This window comes from Brevibacillus sp. SYP-B805 (assembly GCF_011059135.1).
In the GTDB taxonomy this organism is placed as follows: domain Bacteria; phylum Bacillota; class Bacilli; order Brevibacillales; family Brevibacillaceae; genus Brevibacillus_F.
The window spans coordinates 1-14,705 of the sequence record NZ_JAALGD010000013.1; the positions used below are offsets into that span (position 1 = coordinate 1).

Below are 14,705 nucleotides of genomic sequence, written 5' to 3' on the forward strand. Positions count from 1 at the left end.
GCCCCTTTAGGGGCCGGCCCGAGGCAACACGCGGTTGGCAGACTTTCAGCGCGCCTTTGAGGCGCTTGCTTGCAACATGCCCTTATAGGGCTAATGGAAGCCACCGGCTAAGCCGGTGGTTATGACTTTGTGAGGCGAAACGGACGGGGGGTGCTGTGCGTCTTTCCCATTAGAAACGGTATGACGGGGGAGGCAGACATGAAACCCATACAGCGCAGCTCGTGGCGTCTTGCCTTCGGCGTTGCCTATTATCGCATGAAACGCCGGGTCCGGTGGTTCTTCGCCAGGGCGAACCTGGCCCGAACCAGGGACGGCAAGCCCTATCCCTATCTTTACTTTCGCCATCAAACGCCGCTCTTGCGCAAGCTGAAGGATGTCGATATGCGGCTGCAGCACAACAAGGTGCACAATCTGCGCCTCGCAGTGGAGCGGCTCCACGGCCTGGTTGTGCAGCCGGGGGAGACGTTTTCGTACTGGCGGTTGATCGGCAAGCCCACCCGGCGCAAGGGCTACCGGGAGGGCATGGTGCTGGTGCAGGGGCGCGTGGGAACGGGCGTCGGCGGCGGCCTCTGCCAGCTTTCCAATCTTATCTATTGGATGACTCTGCATACGCCGCTGACGGTGACAGAGCGGCACAGGCACAGCTACGATGTCTTTCCGGATGCCAACCGCACGCAGCCGTTTGGCAGCGGGGCCACCTGTTTCTACAATTATCTCGACCTACAGATCGAGAATCGGACCGCCCAGCCGTTTCAGCTGAACATCTGGCTGACGGATACCCACCTGGTCGGCGAGTGGCGTTCCACCCAGCCGGCGTCCCTTCATTACGAGGTTTATGAAAAAGAGCATCTCATCACGCCGGCCATTTGGGGCGGATACCTGCGGCACAACACGCTGTACCGCCGCATCCGCGATGGCAGCGGGACCGTGGTGGCCGACGAATTTGTGACGGAAAACCATGCGTACATGATGTACGAGCCGCTGCTCGCTGCCCCGGGGGATGGCGAGACCGGCAAGCCCGACCAGCGCCGATGACGCCGAACAACAGCGGCTTCTCCCCGCGGGAAGGCGCTGTTTTGATTTGGCAGATAGGAGTTGCGCAGCTATGGCTCCGCCATCGCCAAAGGCTCGGCGCTCGCCGAGTTTTTCTAAGCCGGGGATTCAACTGGCATCCGTCCTGAATCTGTGTCAAAATAGGAACATATGCTTTCTTTTTGGCATGACCGTTTTGTTTCAAGGCGAAAGGTGGCAGTGACGGATGTTCACAAGAGAGAAAATCATGGCCGGGTTGAATCCGCAGCAGGCGGAGGCCGTATTGACGACAGAAGGACCTGTGCTGATCCTGGCGGGCGCAGGCAGCGGGAAGACAAGGGTGCTCACGCAACGCATCGCCTATCTGATCGGGGAAAAGAACGTGCCGCCGTGGAGCATTCTGGCGATTACGTTTACCAATAAAGCGGCGCGGGAGATGAAGCAGCGGGTGGAAGCCATCGTGGGGCGGGGAGCGGAAGAGATCTGGATCTCCACCTTCCACTCGCTGTGCGTGCGGATTCTGCGCCGGGACATCGACCGGCTCGGCATCAGCCGCAGCTTCAGCATCCTGGACGCGGGGGATCAGCTGTCGGTGATCAAGCAGTGCATGAAAGAGCTGAATATCGACCCGAAACTGTTTGATCCGCGCGCGGTGCTGGCTGCCATCAGCGGGGCCAAGAACGAGCTGATCAGCCCGGAAGCATACGCGGAGCGGGCGGGGGATCCGTTTCAAAGGAACACGGCCCGCGTGTACGAAGCGTACCAGAAGAAACTGCGCACCAACCAGTCGCTGGACTTCGACGATCTGATCATGACGACGGTGCGGCTGTTTCAGGAAGAACCGGAAGTGCTCGACTTTTATCAAAAGAAGTTCCGGTACATCCATGTGGACGAGTATCAGGATACCAACCGGGCGCAGTATCGCCTGATCAGCCTGTTGGCGCGGCAGTACCGCAACGTCTGCTGCGTGGGGGACGCCGACCAGAGCATCTACAAATGGCGCGGCGCCGACATCTCCATTATCCTGAACTTCGAAAAGGATTATCCGGAAGCGAAAATCATCAAGCTGGAGCAAAATTACCGCTCCACCAAAACCATCCTGCAAGCGGCCAACCATGTGATCGCCCACAACGTCGGCCGCAAGGAGAAGAACCTCTGGACGGAGAATCCGACCGGCGACAAGATCTGCTACTTTCAGGGCGACTCCGAGCATGAGGAAGCCTATTTTATCGTCGAGAAGATTAAGGAGCAGCTGCCGCAATTCAAACGGTACGACAAGTTTGCCATCCTGTACCGGACGAACGCCCAGTCTCGTGTGATCGAGGAAGTGCTGATCAAGTCGAACATCCCATACACCATCGTGGGCGGCACCAAGTTCTACGACCGCAAGGAGATCAAGGATATCCTGGCGTACCTGCGCGTCATCTCCAATCCGGACGACGACATCAGTCTGGAGCGGATCATCAACGTGCCGAAGCGCAACATCGGCGCGTCGACGGTGGAGAAGCTGCAGGCGTACGCGGCGGCTCACGGCATGAGCCTGTATGCGGCCATGCAAGAGGCGAGCTATATGGGTCTGCCCGCCCGCACCGCCAATGCCATCCATGCGTTTGGCGAGCTGCTCGCCAATCTGATCCAAATGGCGGATTATCTGAGCGTCACGGAACTGGTGGAAGAGGTGCTGACGCGCACGGGCTACCGCGAGTCGCTGAAAGAGGAGAAAACGCTCGAGGCAGCCGCGCGCCTGGAGAACATCGAAGAGCTTCTCTCTGTTACCCAAGAATTCGAGCGCAAGAGCGAGGACCGCACGCTGCTGGCCTTCCTGACCGATCTGGCGCTCGTGGCCGACATTGATACCCTGGCCGATGGGAATGAACCGGCTGAGCCTGCCTCTTCGGAAGGCCAGGTGATCCTGATGACGCTGCACAGCGCCAAGGGTCTGGAGTTTCCCGTGGTTTTCCTGGCAGGGATGGAAGAAGGGGTATTTCCTCACAGCCGCGCCCTCTTCGACGATGCCGAGATGGAAGAAGAGCGGCGCCTGGCCTATGTGGGCATCACCCGGGCGGAAAAGCGGCTCTTCCTGACAGGGGCCCGGATGCGCACCCTGTTCGGCCGGACCAACTACAACCCGGCATCCCGTTTCCTGCAGGAGATTCCTGCCGACCTGTTGGAAGGATCCGTGCGGGGCGGTGAGCCGGAGAGCTTTGGACGCGCCGGAGGGGCCTTCGGCAACCGGACGGGCGACAGCCGGCTGTTTGCGGGTAGAACGGCGGCTGCGCCTGCCAAAGGCTTCGGGCAGCCGGCCAAACTGCCGCACCACGGAGCGGCGGCAGGAATCGACTGGAAAGTGGGCGAAAAAGTGAAGCATGCCAAATGGGGCATCGGCACCGTCGTCAAAACGAAAGGCAGCGGCGACGATCTGGAGCTGGACATCGCGTTTCCAAGCCCGGTCGGGATCAAGAAGCTGTTGGCCAAATTCGCCCCCATCGAAAAGGCGTAAGTCGTCTGGAAGGATGAACGAGAATGGATCGAATCACTGCGGAAAAGCGGATAGAAGCACTGCGGACGGAGATCGAGCGGCACAATCGGCTCTATCATGTGGAAGACCGTCCGGAGATTACGGACCAGGAATACGATCAGCTGATGCGGGAGCTGCAGGATCTGGAGAATGCGTTTCCCGATCTGGTCACCCCCGATTCTCCCACACAGCGTGTCGGGGGAGAACCGCTCCCCTTTTTTGAGAAGGTTGTGCACAAGACGCCGATGTTAAGCCTGGGCAATGCCTTCGGCGAAGAGGATCTGCGCGATTTTGACCGGCGCGTCCGGCAGGTGCTCGGCAGCCAGCCGGTGCGCTACGTCTGTGAACTGAAAATCGACGGCCTGGCGATTTCCCTGCATTATGAGAACGGCCTGTTTGTGAGAGGGGCAACCCGCGGCGACGGCCAGACGGGGGAGGATATCACGCAAAACCTGCGGACGATCCGTTCCATCCCGCTGCGCTTGACCCGGCCCCTCACCCTGGAGGTGCGCGGGGAAGCCTACATGCCCAAGCGCGCGTTCGAGAAGCTGAACAAGGAGCGGGAGGAGCGGGGAGAGGCGCTGTTCGCCAATCCGCGCAACTCGGCTGCCGGCTCCCTGCGCCAGCTTGATCCCAGAATCGCCGCATCGCGCCAGCTCGATACCTTTATCTACGGACTGGGCGAACTGCAGGGCGAGACGGTGGAATCGCACAGCGAAGGGCTTGCCCTGCTGGAAGAGCTGGGGTTCAAGGTGAATCCCGAGCGACGCGTCTTCGACAACATGGACGACGTCATCCACTTTGTGAACGGCTGGACGGAAAAGCGGCCGCACCTGCCGTATGAGATCGACGGCATGGTGATCAAGGTGGACAGCTACGCCCAGCAGCAGGAGCTTGGCTTCACGGCGAAAAGCCCGCGCTGGGCCATCGCCTACAAGTTCCCGGCGGAAGAGGCCGTTACGATTCTGGAAGGCATCGAGGTTACGGTGGGCCGGACGGGAGCCGTCACGCCCACGGCCCTGCTGAAACCGGTCAGTCTGGCAGGCACGACCGTGAAGCGGGCCAGCCTGCACAACGAAGACATCATTCGGGAGAAAGGGCTGCTCATCGGCGATCATGTAGTGGTGAAAAAAGCGGGGGACATCATCCCGGAGATCGTGGCGGTGCTGCCGGAGAGACGAACCGGCAAGGAAACGCCGTTTGTCATGCCGACCCACTGCCCTGAATGCGGGAGCGGATTGGTGCGCATCGAAGACGAGGTGGCGCTGCGGTGCGTCAATCCCGATTGTCCGGCGCTTGCCCGCGAAGGAATCATTCACTTTGTTTCCCGTCAGGCCATGAACATCGAAGGGCTGGGGGAAAAGGTGATCGCGCAGCTGTTCGAAGCCGGACTGGTTCGGAACGTCGCCGATCTGTATGACTTGCATGAAAAAAGGGAGTCCCTGCTCCAACTGGAACGGCTGGGCGAAAAATCTGTGGACAACATGCTGGCCGCCATTGAGCAGAGCAAGGAAAACTCGGTGGAGCGGCTCATTTTCGGGTTGGGCATCCGACTGGTCGGTGCGAAGGCGGCTCGCGTCCTGGCCGAGCATTTCGGGGATCTGGACGGCCTCATGCACGCGACGGAGGAAGAGCTGACCGGGATCGACGAGATTGGCCCGAAAATGGCGGCCAGCATCATCAGCTATTTCGCCCTCCCGCAAGCGCAGGAAATCATTGCGCGGCTGAAGGCGGCCGGCGTCAATACGGCGTACAAGGGCGTGCGCGCCGAGGCTGGCGTCGATTCGCCGTTTGCGGGCAAGACCATCGTACTGACGGGAACCCTCGCCAGCATGTCTCGGCAGGAAGCGGAGGAGAAAATCGCCCTTCTTGGCGGAAAGGTGACGGGCAGCGTCAGCAAGAAGACCGACCTGGTAATCGCGGGAGAAAAGGCCGGTTCGAAATTGGAAAAAGCGGAGAAACTGGGAATCCAGGTGTTGGATGAGGAAGCCTTCCTGGCGCTGCTGGGTCAGCAGGCGTCTTCCTGATTCTGCGAGGAGGAAGTGAAAGCAGTGAAAGGCTTGATACGGTTTTGTATCGGACTTGTCGTGCTGGCGGCCGTCACGGGCTGCAGCGAAACGGCCGAACCCGGGAATCACCACGCTCCCCCGGTTTCGTCAGCAACGGTTCCCGGGGACTTGACCTATCAGGATGTTTTGCAGAAGGGGGAAGCCGTGCATAGTCTGGCGATGACCGACGATGCAACCATCTGGGTAGGAACCACCGCCGGGCTGTACCGATCGACCGGCAGCGGCCTGTGGGCCTCTTTTTCCCCGCAGATCGAGTCGGATGATGTCACCGGCTGGTACATCGATCCAGCCGATCCGCAGCATATATACATCGGCGGCAGCGGCACGATGAAGGTCTCCGTCGATGGCGGCAAGAGCTGGAAACCGATGACCGACGGGCTCCCGGATGCGCCGGATATCCGCAGCATCACCGGGGTACGCAAGGACGGTGAACTCAGGCTGTATGCCGCCGTTTCCGGCGAAGGCGTCTACCTTTCCAGGAACGGCGGCAAATGGGAAAAGTGGCAGTCTCTCGATCAGGAAATCTACATGATCGACTATGATCCGGCCGAAGAGCGCATGTATGTCGCCACCCAGTACGGGCTGTTCCATGACGAACAGGACAGGTGGGAGCAGGAACAGCTGCCCGATGCAGAGCAGGTCTATTCGCTGGCGGCGGACGATCGGGACGGCACCATCTATGTGGCAACCGAACAAGGCGTCCTGCAGAAGCGTGACGGCGCATGGACACCGCTGGAGGCCAAAGCGCCGGAGCGGCTGGTCGTCATCGCGCAGGGGGCAGGCGATACCCAGCTTGTCGGCATCGGCGAGTCTGCCTATCTCTACGCCCTGCAGGACGGGAAATGGACGAAGCGGGAATAGTAGAAGAAACGAGGTGCCCAGGCTTGGAGAAAATCGCCATCATCGACATGGGCTCCAATACGATTCGCATGGTGATCTTTCAGGTGGCGGAACACGCCTATCATCTGATCGACGATACGAAGGAAACGGTCCGCCTCAGCGAGTACATGGGTGCAGAGATGACCTTGAAACCGGCGGCGGTGGACAGGGCGCTGGCGGCCCTGCAGCGCTTCATGAAACTCTGCCGTTCCCGCGATGTGAAGACCGTCATACCGGTAGCTACGGCTGCGGTCAGGGGGGCGCGCAACCGTGAGGAGTTTCTTGGGCGGGTGGAGCAGGAAACCGGCCTTGCCTTTCGTGTTCTGAGCGGCGAAGAGGAAGCGTATTACGGATTTCTGGGCGTGATCAACGGCTTTCGGGAAGAGTGCGGCTATACGCTGGATATCGGCGGCGGCAGCAGCGAAATCACCCTCTTTGAAGGGAGGGCGCTCTCTTCGGCAATCAGCATGCCGTTTGGCGCGCTGACGCTGACGGAACGCTTTCGCTCCAAGGCGGGGGATGGCCGGGTGGAAGCGGAAGAGCTGCGCCGTTATCTGCGGACGGCTTTTGGCAGGGAGGCGTGGCTCGGCAGCCGACGGGGACTGCCGGTGATTGGACTGGGCGGGACCGTGCGCAATATCGCCCGCGTGCATCGCCATTTGATCCATTACCCGCTGGAGAGCGCCCACCAGTATGCGATGAGCAAGGAGCAGGTGGACGAGACGCTCCGCATGCTGAGCGGCTTGTCGCTCAGACAGCTGCAGGAACTGCCGGGCCTCTCCAAAGACCGGGCCGATCTGATCGTGGCCGGGGGGATGATCATCCAGACCCTGATGGAAGCGGTGGAGGCGCCGATTCTGCTGATCAGCGGCAACGGGCTGCGGGAAGGGCTGTTTTACGAGCATATGCAGCAGCGCTCCCCGGAAGGCAGGGGGGATGACGTGCTGATGAATGAAGTGGTCAACATGATGCGCTACTATCATGTGGACGAGCGGCATGCCACCCATGTCGCCCATCTGGCGCTCCGGCTGTTCGACGAGCTGGCTCCCCTGCATGGCATGGGGGAAGAGGAGCGTCTGCTGCTGGCGGCTGCGGCCCATCTCCATGATGTGGGGGTGGCGGTCAGTTTTTACGAATGGCAGCGGCACACCTTTTATGTACTGCTGCATTCCAAGATGGCCGGGTTGACCCATCGGGAACGGCTGATGACCGCGCTGATCGCCTCGTTCAAGAACAGGAAAAAAATGCGGGAGATCAGCAGCCCCTATCACGGCCTGCTGCGGCCGGGCGACGAGGAAACGGTGCAAAAGTTGGGGATTTTGCTGCTGCTGGCGCGTGCGCTGGACCGGTCTCGATCCAGCGACATTCAGGATCTGACCTGTTGCGCTGATGGGAAAAGGGTGCGCATTCGGGTCCAGAGCATCAATCCCGACATCAGGCTGGAGCTGAAGGAAGCGAGCGAGTTTCAGCAGCGGTTTGCAAAAGCGTTTGGCATGGAGTATGATCTGCAAGCGGACATCTCCGGAGCACGTCAACGGTGATAAAGGAGTAGAAGCATGAGAACGAAATGGATCCACTTCTGTTTGGCGGCGGGGCTGGCGGCTGTCACCTCCGCCTGCTCTTTCCTGCCGGGGAAGGATGAGGCGCCTGCGCCGGCGACCCCGTCCATTTCTCCGGTGATTGAGGTATCCGAAGATTACTACGGGAGCGTTCCGCCCTACCGGCCCAACCAGACGCGCGGCATGCTGTCCCGATTGTCGCAAGGGTCGTACCGCATCGACTTCAGCCATCTGGAGCTGGGGCTGATGGAGATTGCCCGGGAAACCTTCTCCACCAAGGATTACTACTTCCAGGAAGGACAGCAAATCAAGCGGGAAGAGGTGACCGCGTGGCTGTCCCGCGCCAAGGAAGATCCCGCCGGCCTGAACCCGGACAAGGGGCCGAATCTTCTCGTCCATGTCCTGGAACACGACTATCTGGACAAAGATACCCAGAAGCTGGCGGGGCTGGTGCTGGGGCTCTCCCTTTCCCCGGTCTACGAGGATGCGACCGGCCAGGAGAAAAGCTATACGCGCGAGGAATTGCTGGCGAAAGGACAACAGCTCGCCGCCAAAATCATTCCGAAGGTGCGCGCCGAGAACCAGCAGATTCCGATGGTGATCGCCTTGTATGAGGTTCCGGACCCGTCATCCACCCTGGTGCCCGGCAACTTCATCGCGACAGGCACGGTGAATGCGGCGGACAGCTCGGTTTCCAAATGGCAGCCGATCGACGAGAAATACTATCTCTTCCCCAGCGCCGAAGCGGAGGAGGATCAGCCGCAGGTATCGCTGCAGTACGACAAGCTGATGAAACAGACCCAGCAATTTTTCCAGGAGTATATCGGCTTGACGGGTGTAGGCCGATTCATGGGGGGCAAGCTGACGGAGCTGACGATCACGGCTACCGCCGAATACGATTCGCGGACGGAGGTGCTGCAGTTTACGCAGTTCGCCGCCAATCTGATCAATCAGCTGATCGACAAGGACGTCCATGTCAACCTGTACGTCCAGTCCATCAATCAGCCGCTGGCGATCTATGTGCGGCCGCCGGACGGCGAGGGGTACATGCACATCTATCGCAAATAGCCCCCAAATTGACAAGAGTTGCTTCTCCTGTTAAGATAATGCGGTAAGAAAGGCAATGAAAGGACCCGCAGGTACTGGCCGTGTCCCAGGGAGTCGGCCCTTGACTGGAAGGCTGATGCACGCAGGTATCTGTACCCCATCCTTGAGCCGCTGGCGATGAGTCATGCCGGGTTCCCTGCCGTTACCGGGGGTGGAGAGGACTGCGCGGCAGCGACAGTCAATCAGGGTGGTACCGCGGATGTAAGAACCTCCGTCCCTATTGAGGGATGGGGGTTTCATTTTTGGTGAATGGAGGAAAGGTGCAGATGGCAGATGAAAAAGGATTTGTAAAGGAGATTACCCCGCAGTCGGAAGATTTTTCCCGATGGTACATCGATACGATCCGCAAGGCGGACCTGATGGATTACACGCCTGTGCGCGGCTGTATCGTCTTCAAGCCGGACGGGTTTGAAATCTGGGAACGCATCCAGGCGGCCATGGACAAACGTTTCAAGGAGACGGGCCACCGTAATGCCTATTTCCCGATGCTGATCCCGGAATCTTTCTTCCAGAAGGAGAAGGAACACGTGGAAGGTTTCAACCCCGAGCTGCCGTGGGTAACCGAAGCGGGGGGTGAAAAGCTGGAGGAGCGCTTGGCGCTGCGGCCGACGTCCGAAACGATCATCGGCCACATGTACAGTCAATGGATCCAAAGCTATCGGGACCTGCCGGTTCTCATCAATCAGTGGGCGAACGTCTTCCGGTGGGAGAAGCGGACGCAGCCGTTCCTGCGCACCTCGGAGTTCCTGTGGCAGGAGGGGCATACGGCACATGCCACGGAGGAGGAAGCCCGCCAGGAGACCATGCAGATGCTGGAGATCTATCGGGAAGTGGTGGAGGAGGTGCTGGCGATCCCTGTCTGGAAGGGGCAGAAGACGCCGAGCGAACGGTTTGCCGGAGCGGTGGACACCTACTCCATCGAGGCGATGATGAAGGACGGCAAAGCGGTGCAGGCCGGCACCTCGCATTACCTGGGAGAAAACTTCGCCAAAGGCTTTGAGATCAAGTATCTGGATCGGGACAACCAGTTCAAGTATGTGCACACCACTTCGTGGGGAACCTCCACCCGCCTGATCGGTTCCATGATCATGGTGCATGGGGATGACCGCGGGCTGGCCCTGCCGCCGCGCGTGGCGCCGACCCAGGTGGTGATGATTCCGGTGGGACCGCCGAAGCTGCGCGACAAGGTGATGGAGAAATTCGATCCGCTCCACGACGCTCTCAAGGCGGCGGGCGTCCGGGTAAGAGCCGACCTGCGCGAAGAGACGCCGGGCTGGAAGTTTAACGAGTGGGAAATGCGCGGCGTGCCGATCCGTCTGGAAATCGGTCCGCGCGATGTGGATAACAATCAGGTGGTGCTGGCGCGCCGGGATACCGGGGAGAAAGTGACGGTACCGCTGGATGGGGCGGTCGAGGCCGTCCAAAACCTGCTGGAAGAGATCCAGCGCAACATGTTCCAGAAAGCGCTGGCCTTCCGCGAAGCTCACTCGCATCTGGAGATCAACACGCTCGATGAGCTGAAAGCGTATCTCGACGAGGTGGACAGCAAGAACGGCATCGCGGGCTGGGTGCTGGCCGGCTGGTGCGGCGACGATGCCTGCGAGGCCAAGGTGAAGGAGGAGACGAAGTTCACCTCCCGCAACATTCCGTTTGAGCCGCCGGCAACCAAGCATACCTGCATCACGTGCGGCAAAGAGGCCAAACATACCGTCTGGTTTGCGCGGGCATATTAATGATGAAGGTATTCTTGATCTGCAGGGGCATGCGTCTGAAGCATCCGGAAGATGCGAGGCGCGTGCCCCCCGTTTTTTCGCACCTGTGTGTCTCATTTGTGTTGGCTGTCCAAGGAGCATTCGCGAGGGGTGTGGTGGCGGATTATCGTAGCCGAAGCGGAAAATTTTGTGTTAGAATTTTCAAAAAGTGCGAAGGGGCTGAGACGATGGGGAAAGAGCAATGGGCAGCAGTTGACCGGTATTTTGCCGGGATGCTGATCCCGCCCGACCCTGCACTGGATGCGGCGCTTCAAGCCAACGCTGCGGCTGGCCTGCCGCCGATCGACGTTGCGCCGAACCAAGGAAAGCTGCTGCACCTGCTGGCACGTATGTTGGGGGCGCGTACCATTCTGGAGATTGGAACGCTGGGGGGGTACAGCACCATCTGGCTGGCCAGGGCGCTGCCCCCCGACGGACGCTTGATTACGCTGGAGGTTGATCCAAAGCACGCTGAAGTTGCCCGCGCCAACATCGCACGGGCCGGTCTGTCGGAGATCGTGGAGGTTCGTCTCGGAAAAGCGTTGGATTCTCTTTCGCAGCTCGTTGCGGAGGGGCATGGGCCATTTGATATTGTCTTCATCGACGCCGACAAGCCAAACAACCCCGAGTACTTCAAGTGGGCGCTCCAACTCACCCGCCGCGGCAGCCTCATCATCGTGGATAATGTCGTGCGCAGCGGAGCGGTAGCCGATGACGCCAATCCCGATCCCGGTGTGCAAGGGGTGCGCCGTCTCAACGAACTGCTTGCCGCCGAGCCGCGAGTGAGCGCCACAGCCATCCAGACAGTGGGCGTCAAAGGATACGACGGCTTCATTATTGCCTTGGTCACGGATGATCAGTAGCGTAAGAAACCCCGCCGACTTGAGCTATGCTTAACCCCAAAAAGTGACGTTGACCTTCGAAGCATAATCCGATTACTTTTTTAGGGACCCCTGAACATGTCGGCGGGGGCCCCAACCTTTCTCACGTCGCTTTTTCGCTTTAAAGAGAACTTTCCGGTATACTAAAAAAGGCGGATGCTCGCTCAGGGCCGCATCCACCATGGTGTTTCTATTTCCGCATTATTCCGGCGTCCAGACAGGATGATCGGTAAACAGGCCGTTGACGATCCCCAGTTCGTACATCATGGTAAGGCCGAAGATGATGCTGAACGATGCGGTGGCAAGCCCCAGATACCGATGGAAGGTATGCAGCCGTGTCGTGAATATGTAGGGAAGGCCGATGAGGAAGGTGATCCCCGTCATGCCGGCGACCGTTCCCAGGCCGAAGATCAACAGGTACAGGGCGCCCAACTCAGGAGACGGGATCAGGTTCAACAGCATGAGGGCAACGGCGGCGGAACCGGCCATCCCGTGAATCAGGCCCACCACAAAGGGGCGCACCAGGATCGCCTCGTGGGCCGTCTCATGCGGCCGCGCGAACTTTTTCAAACTGATGATGCCCAGGATGACGATCATGACACCGACGGCGAATTCCATCGCCAGACCTAAGCGCACCGGGATGACCACCTTCAGGTAGATGATCAGCGAACCCACGATCAGAATCGTAAGCGTATGTCCCAATCCCCAGATCATTCCGATGAGTGCGGCAATGCCTAACCGCTTTTGACGGCTGACGATGGTGGTAACGGCAACCACATGATCGGCATCCGTGGCGTGCCGCAGCCCCAAGAGAAAACCGAGAAGCAGCACCGGCCATGCTTCCATAGATCATATCCCCCTTTTTATCCACATGCAGGCAAAAGTCTCCCCCCATTCTACAAAGAGGAAGCGGGAAAGTAAAGATTCGGACGTTTTTGTGCAAAAATGAACATGTTATGAACACATATGTTCAGACAGGGAGCCGGGGGCCTATGTGTGGAATCAGCATGAAATGCAAACACTAGGGACGATCATCGGCCTGAAGATGTTTTGGTACGATCCTTGCAAGATTGTGTGAGTACATCCCCATTCCGTTAAGGAGGCGACGACATGCAAATCGAATTCAAAAACGAACCTTTTACCAATTTTAGTTTGCCAGAAAATAAAAAGGCGTTCCAGGAAGCGCTGGCCAAGGTGGAAAGCGAATTGGGCCGCGAATACGATCTGATCATCGGCGGCGAACGGATCAAAACGGAGAAAAAGTCCCGTTCGATCAACCCTTCCAATAAAGACCAGGTGATCGGTATCGTATCCCAGGCTGATCAGGCACTGGCGGAGAAAGCCATTCAGGTGGCGGCAAGCACCTTTGAATCGTGGAAAGCCGTACCGGGACCTGCGCGTGCCCGTTATCTCTACAAGGCAGCGGCCATTCTGCGCCGTCGGAAACATGAATTCTCCGCGTGGCTGGTGAAAGAAGCCGGCAAGAGCTGGGCGGAAGCGGACGCCGACACGGCGGAAGCGATCGACTTCATGGAGTACTACGGCCGCCAAATGGATAAATTGTCGGAGCGTCATCCGCTGACCCGCATCCCGGGTGAAGACAACGAGCTGTACTACATTCCGCTCGGCGTGGGCATCGTGATTCCGCCGTGGAACTTCCCGCTGGCGATCATGGTCGGGATGACGACCGCCGCGATTGTGGCCGGCAACACCGTAGTCCTGAAACCTGCTTCCACCACACCGGTTATCGCAGCGAAATTCATGGAGATCCTGGAAGATGCTGGCGTGCCGGCAGGGGTGGTCAACTTCGTTCCGGGCAGCGGCAGTGAAATCGGTGACTTCCTGGTGGAACATCCCCTGACCCGCTTCATCAGCTTTACCGGTTCCCGCGATGTGGGGCTGCGCATCAATGAATTGGCGGCCAAACATCGTCCCGGCCAAAAATGGATGAAGCGTCTGGTGGCAGAGATGGGCGGCAAAGACTCCATCATCGTGGACAACGACTGCGATCTCGAACTGGCCGCCCAGGCGATTGTGGCGTCCGCATTCGGCTTCTCCGGCCAAAAATGCTCGGCATGCTCCCGCGCCATCGTTCACCAGGATGTTTATGAGCAAGTGCTGAATCGCGTGGTGGAACTGACCCAGAAGCTGACGGTCGGCGACGTGACCAACCCTGACTTCTATACGGGTCCGGTGATTGACGAGAAAGCATACAGCAAGATTCTGGAATACATCGAAATCGGCAAACAGGAAGGCAAGCTGATGGCAGGCGGCGAAAAAGGGGAAGGCAACGGCTTCTTCATCAAGCCGACCGTCTTCGCGGATGTGGATCCCAATGCCCGCATCATGCAGGAAGAGATCTTCGGGCCGGTGGTGGCCTTCTGCAAGGCGCGCGACTTCGACCATGCCCTGGAGATTGCCAACAATACGGAATACGGCTTGACCGGCTCCGTCATCAGCCGCAATCGGGCCCACCTGGAGAAAGCCCGTACGGAGTTCCATGTCGGCAACCTCTATTTCAACCGCAAGTGTACAGGGGCCCTCGTTGGCGTTCATCCGTTCGGCGGTTTCAACATGTCGGGTACCGACTCCAAGGCGGGCGGACCGGACTACCTGCTGCTCTTCACGCAGGCGAAAGTGGTTTCTGAACTCCTGTAAGCCTGAACATACGCAGGATACAGATAGCGTTCCTCTTGGCATCATTTCGTCAGGAGGAACGCTATTTTTTTGGTATATAGGAAAATTTAAGATCTTTAAAGTACTAAAGCGAACTTGGAAAGGTTGGGGGCCCCCGCCGACACCAGCAAGGGACCCCACTCGGCAAAGCGTTAGCTGTCGCCGAGTGGGTGGAGCGTCAGCTTAAGTCGGCGGGGTTTTTTTCGGGGAACAGGGACGGCCGCCGCATGTCG

At 59.1% G+C, this 14,705-nt stretch carries 10 protein-coding genes; 9 read left to right on the plus strand and 1 reads right to left on the minus strand.

The genetic code is table 11. The features are described 5' to 3' along the window. Nucleotides 1–198: 198 nt before the first annotated feature. The 8 genes from G3578_RS15455 (at nucleotide 199) to G3578_RS15490 (ending at nucleotide 11,778) form a co-directional block, all read left to right on the plus strand. The gene (locus G3578_RS15455; protein WP_165213866.1) at nucleotides 199–1,035 is read left to right on the plus strand and encodes a VanW family protein; all 837 of its coding nucleotides are present in this window, start codon (nucleotides 199–201) and stop codon (nucleotides 1,033–1,035) included. Nucleotides 1,036–1,258: 223 nt separating this feature from the next. Further along, on the plus strand, nucleotides 1,259–3,532 hold the full coding sequence (gene pcrA / locus G3578_RS15460) for a DNA helicase PcrA (RefSeq protein WP_165213867.1): 2,274 nt from the start codon (nucleotides 1,259–1,261) through the stop codon (nucleotides 3,530–3,532). Nucleotides 3,533–3,555: 23 nt separating this feature from the next. After that, nucleotides 3,556–5,577 (plus strand): NAD-dependent DNA ligase LigA, encoded by a 2,022-nt coding sequence (ligA, locus tag G3578_RS15465; protein WP_165213868.1) that lies wholly within the window; start codon nucleotides 3,556–3,558, stop codon nucleotides 5,575–5,577. Between the two features lie 24 nt (nucleotides 5,578–5,601). Beyond that, the gene (locus G3578_RS15470) at nucleotides 5,602–6,480 is read left to right on the plus strand and encodes a WD40/YVTN/BNR-like repeat-containing protein (RefSeq protein ID WP_346774020.1); all 879 of its coding nucleotides are present in this window, start codon (nucleotides 5,602–5,604) and stop codon (nucleotides 6,478–6,480) included. A gap of 23 nt (nucleotides 6,481–6,503) precedes the next feature. After that, entirely contained in the window at nucleotides 6,504–8,039 is a 1,536-nt protein-coding gene (locus tag G3578_RS15475; protein ID WP_165213869.1) for a Ppx/GppA phosphatase family protein, read from the plus strand. A gap of 15 nt (nucleotides 8,040–8,054) precedes the next feature. Next, nucleotides 8,055–9,125, plus strand: coding sequence for a CamS family sex pheromone protein (locus G3578_RS15480; protein ID WP_165213870.1), 1,071 nt, complete (start codon nucleotides 8,055–8,057; stop codon nucleotides 9,123–9,125). A gap of 305 nt (nucleotides 9,126–9,430) precedes the next feature. Continuing rightward, entirely contained in the window at nucleotides 9,431–10,897 is a 1,467-nt protein-coding gene (proS, locus tag G3578_RS15485) for a proline--tRNA ligase (protein ID WP_165213871.1), read from the plus strand. Between the two features lie 206 nt (nucleotides 10,898–11,103). Beyond that, nucleotides 11,104–11,778, plus strand: coding sequence for an O-methyltransferase (locus G3578_RS15490; RefSeq protein WP_165213978.1), 675 nt, complete (start codon nucleotides 11,104–11,106; stop codon nucleotides 11,776–11,778). 219 nt (nucleotides 11,779–11,997) lie between these two features. On the opposite strand, the gene G3578_RS15495 is transcribed toward G3578_RS15490, so the two are convergent. Then, nucleotides 11,998–12,642 (minus strand): hypothetical protein, encoded by a 645-nt coding sequence (locus G3578_RS15495; protein WP_165213872.1) that lies wholly within the window; start codon nucleotides 12,640–12,642, stop codon nucleotides 11,998–12,000. A gap of 264 nt (nucleotides 12,643–12,906) precedes the next feature. On the opposite strand from G3578_RS15495, the gene pruA reads away from it, so the two are divergent. Further along, complete coding sequence (gene pruA, locus G3578_RS15500; protein WP_165213873.1) at nucleotides 12,907–14,454, plus strand: L-glutamate gamma-semialdehyde dehydrogenase; 1,548 nt, start codon at nucleotides 12,907–12,909, stop codon at nucleotides 14,452–14,454. Nucleotides 14,455–14,705 lie beyond the last annotated feature (251 nt).

Excerpts from the sequence above, each read along its gene's own strand:
- G3578_RS15455 (WP_165213866.1), top strand. The coding sequence starts at position 199 with ATGAAACCCATACAGCGCAGCTCGTGGCGTCTTGCCTTCGGCGTTGCC.
- pcrA (WP_165213867.1), top strand. The coding sequence starts at position 1,259 with ATGTTCACAAGAGAGAAAATCATGGCCGGGTTGAATCCGCAGCAGGCG.
- ligA (WP_165213868.1), top strand. The coding sequence starts at position 3,556 with ATGGATCGAATCACTGCGGAAAAGCGGATAGAAGCACTGCGGACGGAG.
- G3578_RS15480 (WP_165213870.1), top strand. The coding sequence starts at position 8,055 with ATGAGAACGAAATGGATCCACTTCTGTTTGGCGGCGGGGCTGGCGGCT.
- proS (WP_165213871.1), top strand. The coding sequence starts at position 9,431 with ATGGCAGATGAAAAAGGATTTGTAAAGGAGATTACCCCGCAGTCGGAA.
- G3578_RS15490 (WP_165213978.1), top strand. The coding sequence starts at position 11,104 with ATGGGGAAAGAGCAATGGGCAGCAGTTGACCGGTATTTTGCCGGGATG.
- G3578_RS15495 (WP_165213872.1), bottom strand. The coding sequence starts at position 12,642 with ATGGAAGCATGGCCGGTGCTGCTTCTCGGTTTTCTCTTGGGGCTGCGG.
- pruA (WP_165213873.1), top strand. The coding sequence starts at position 12,907 with ATGCAAATCGAATTCAAAAACGAACCTTTTACCAATTTTAGTTTGCCA.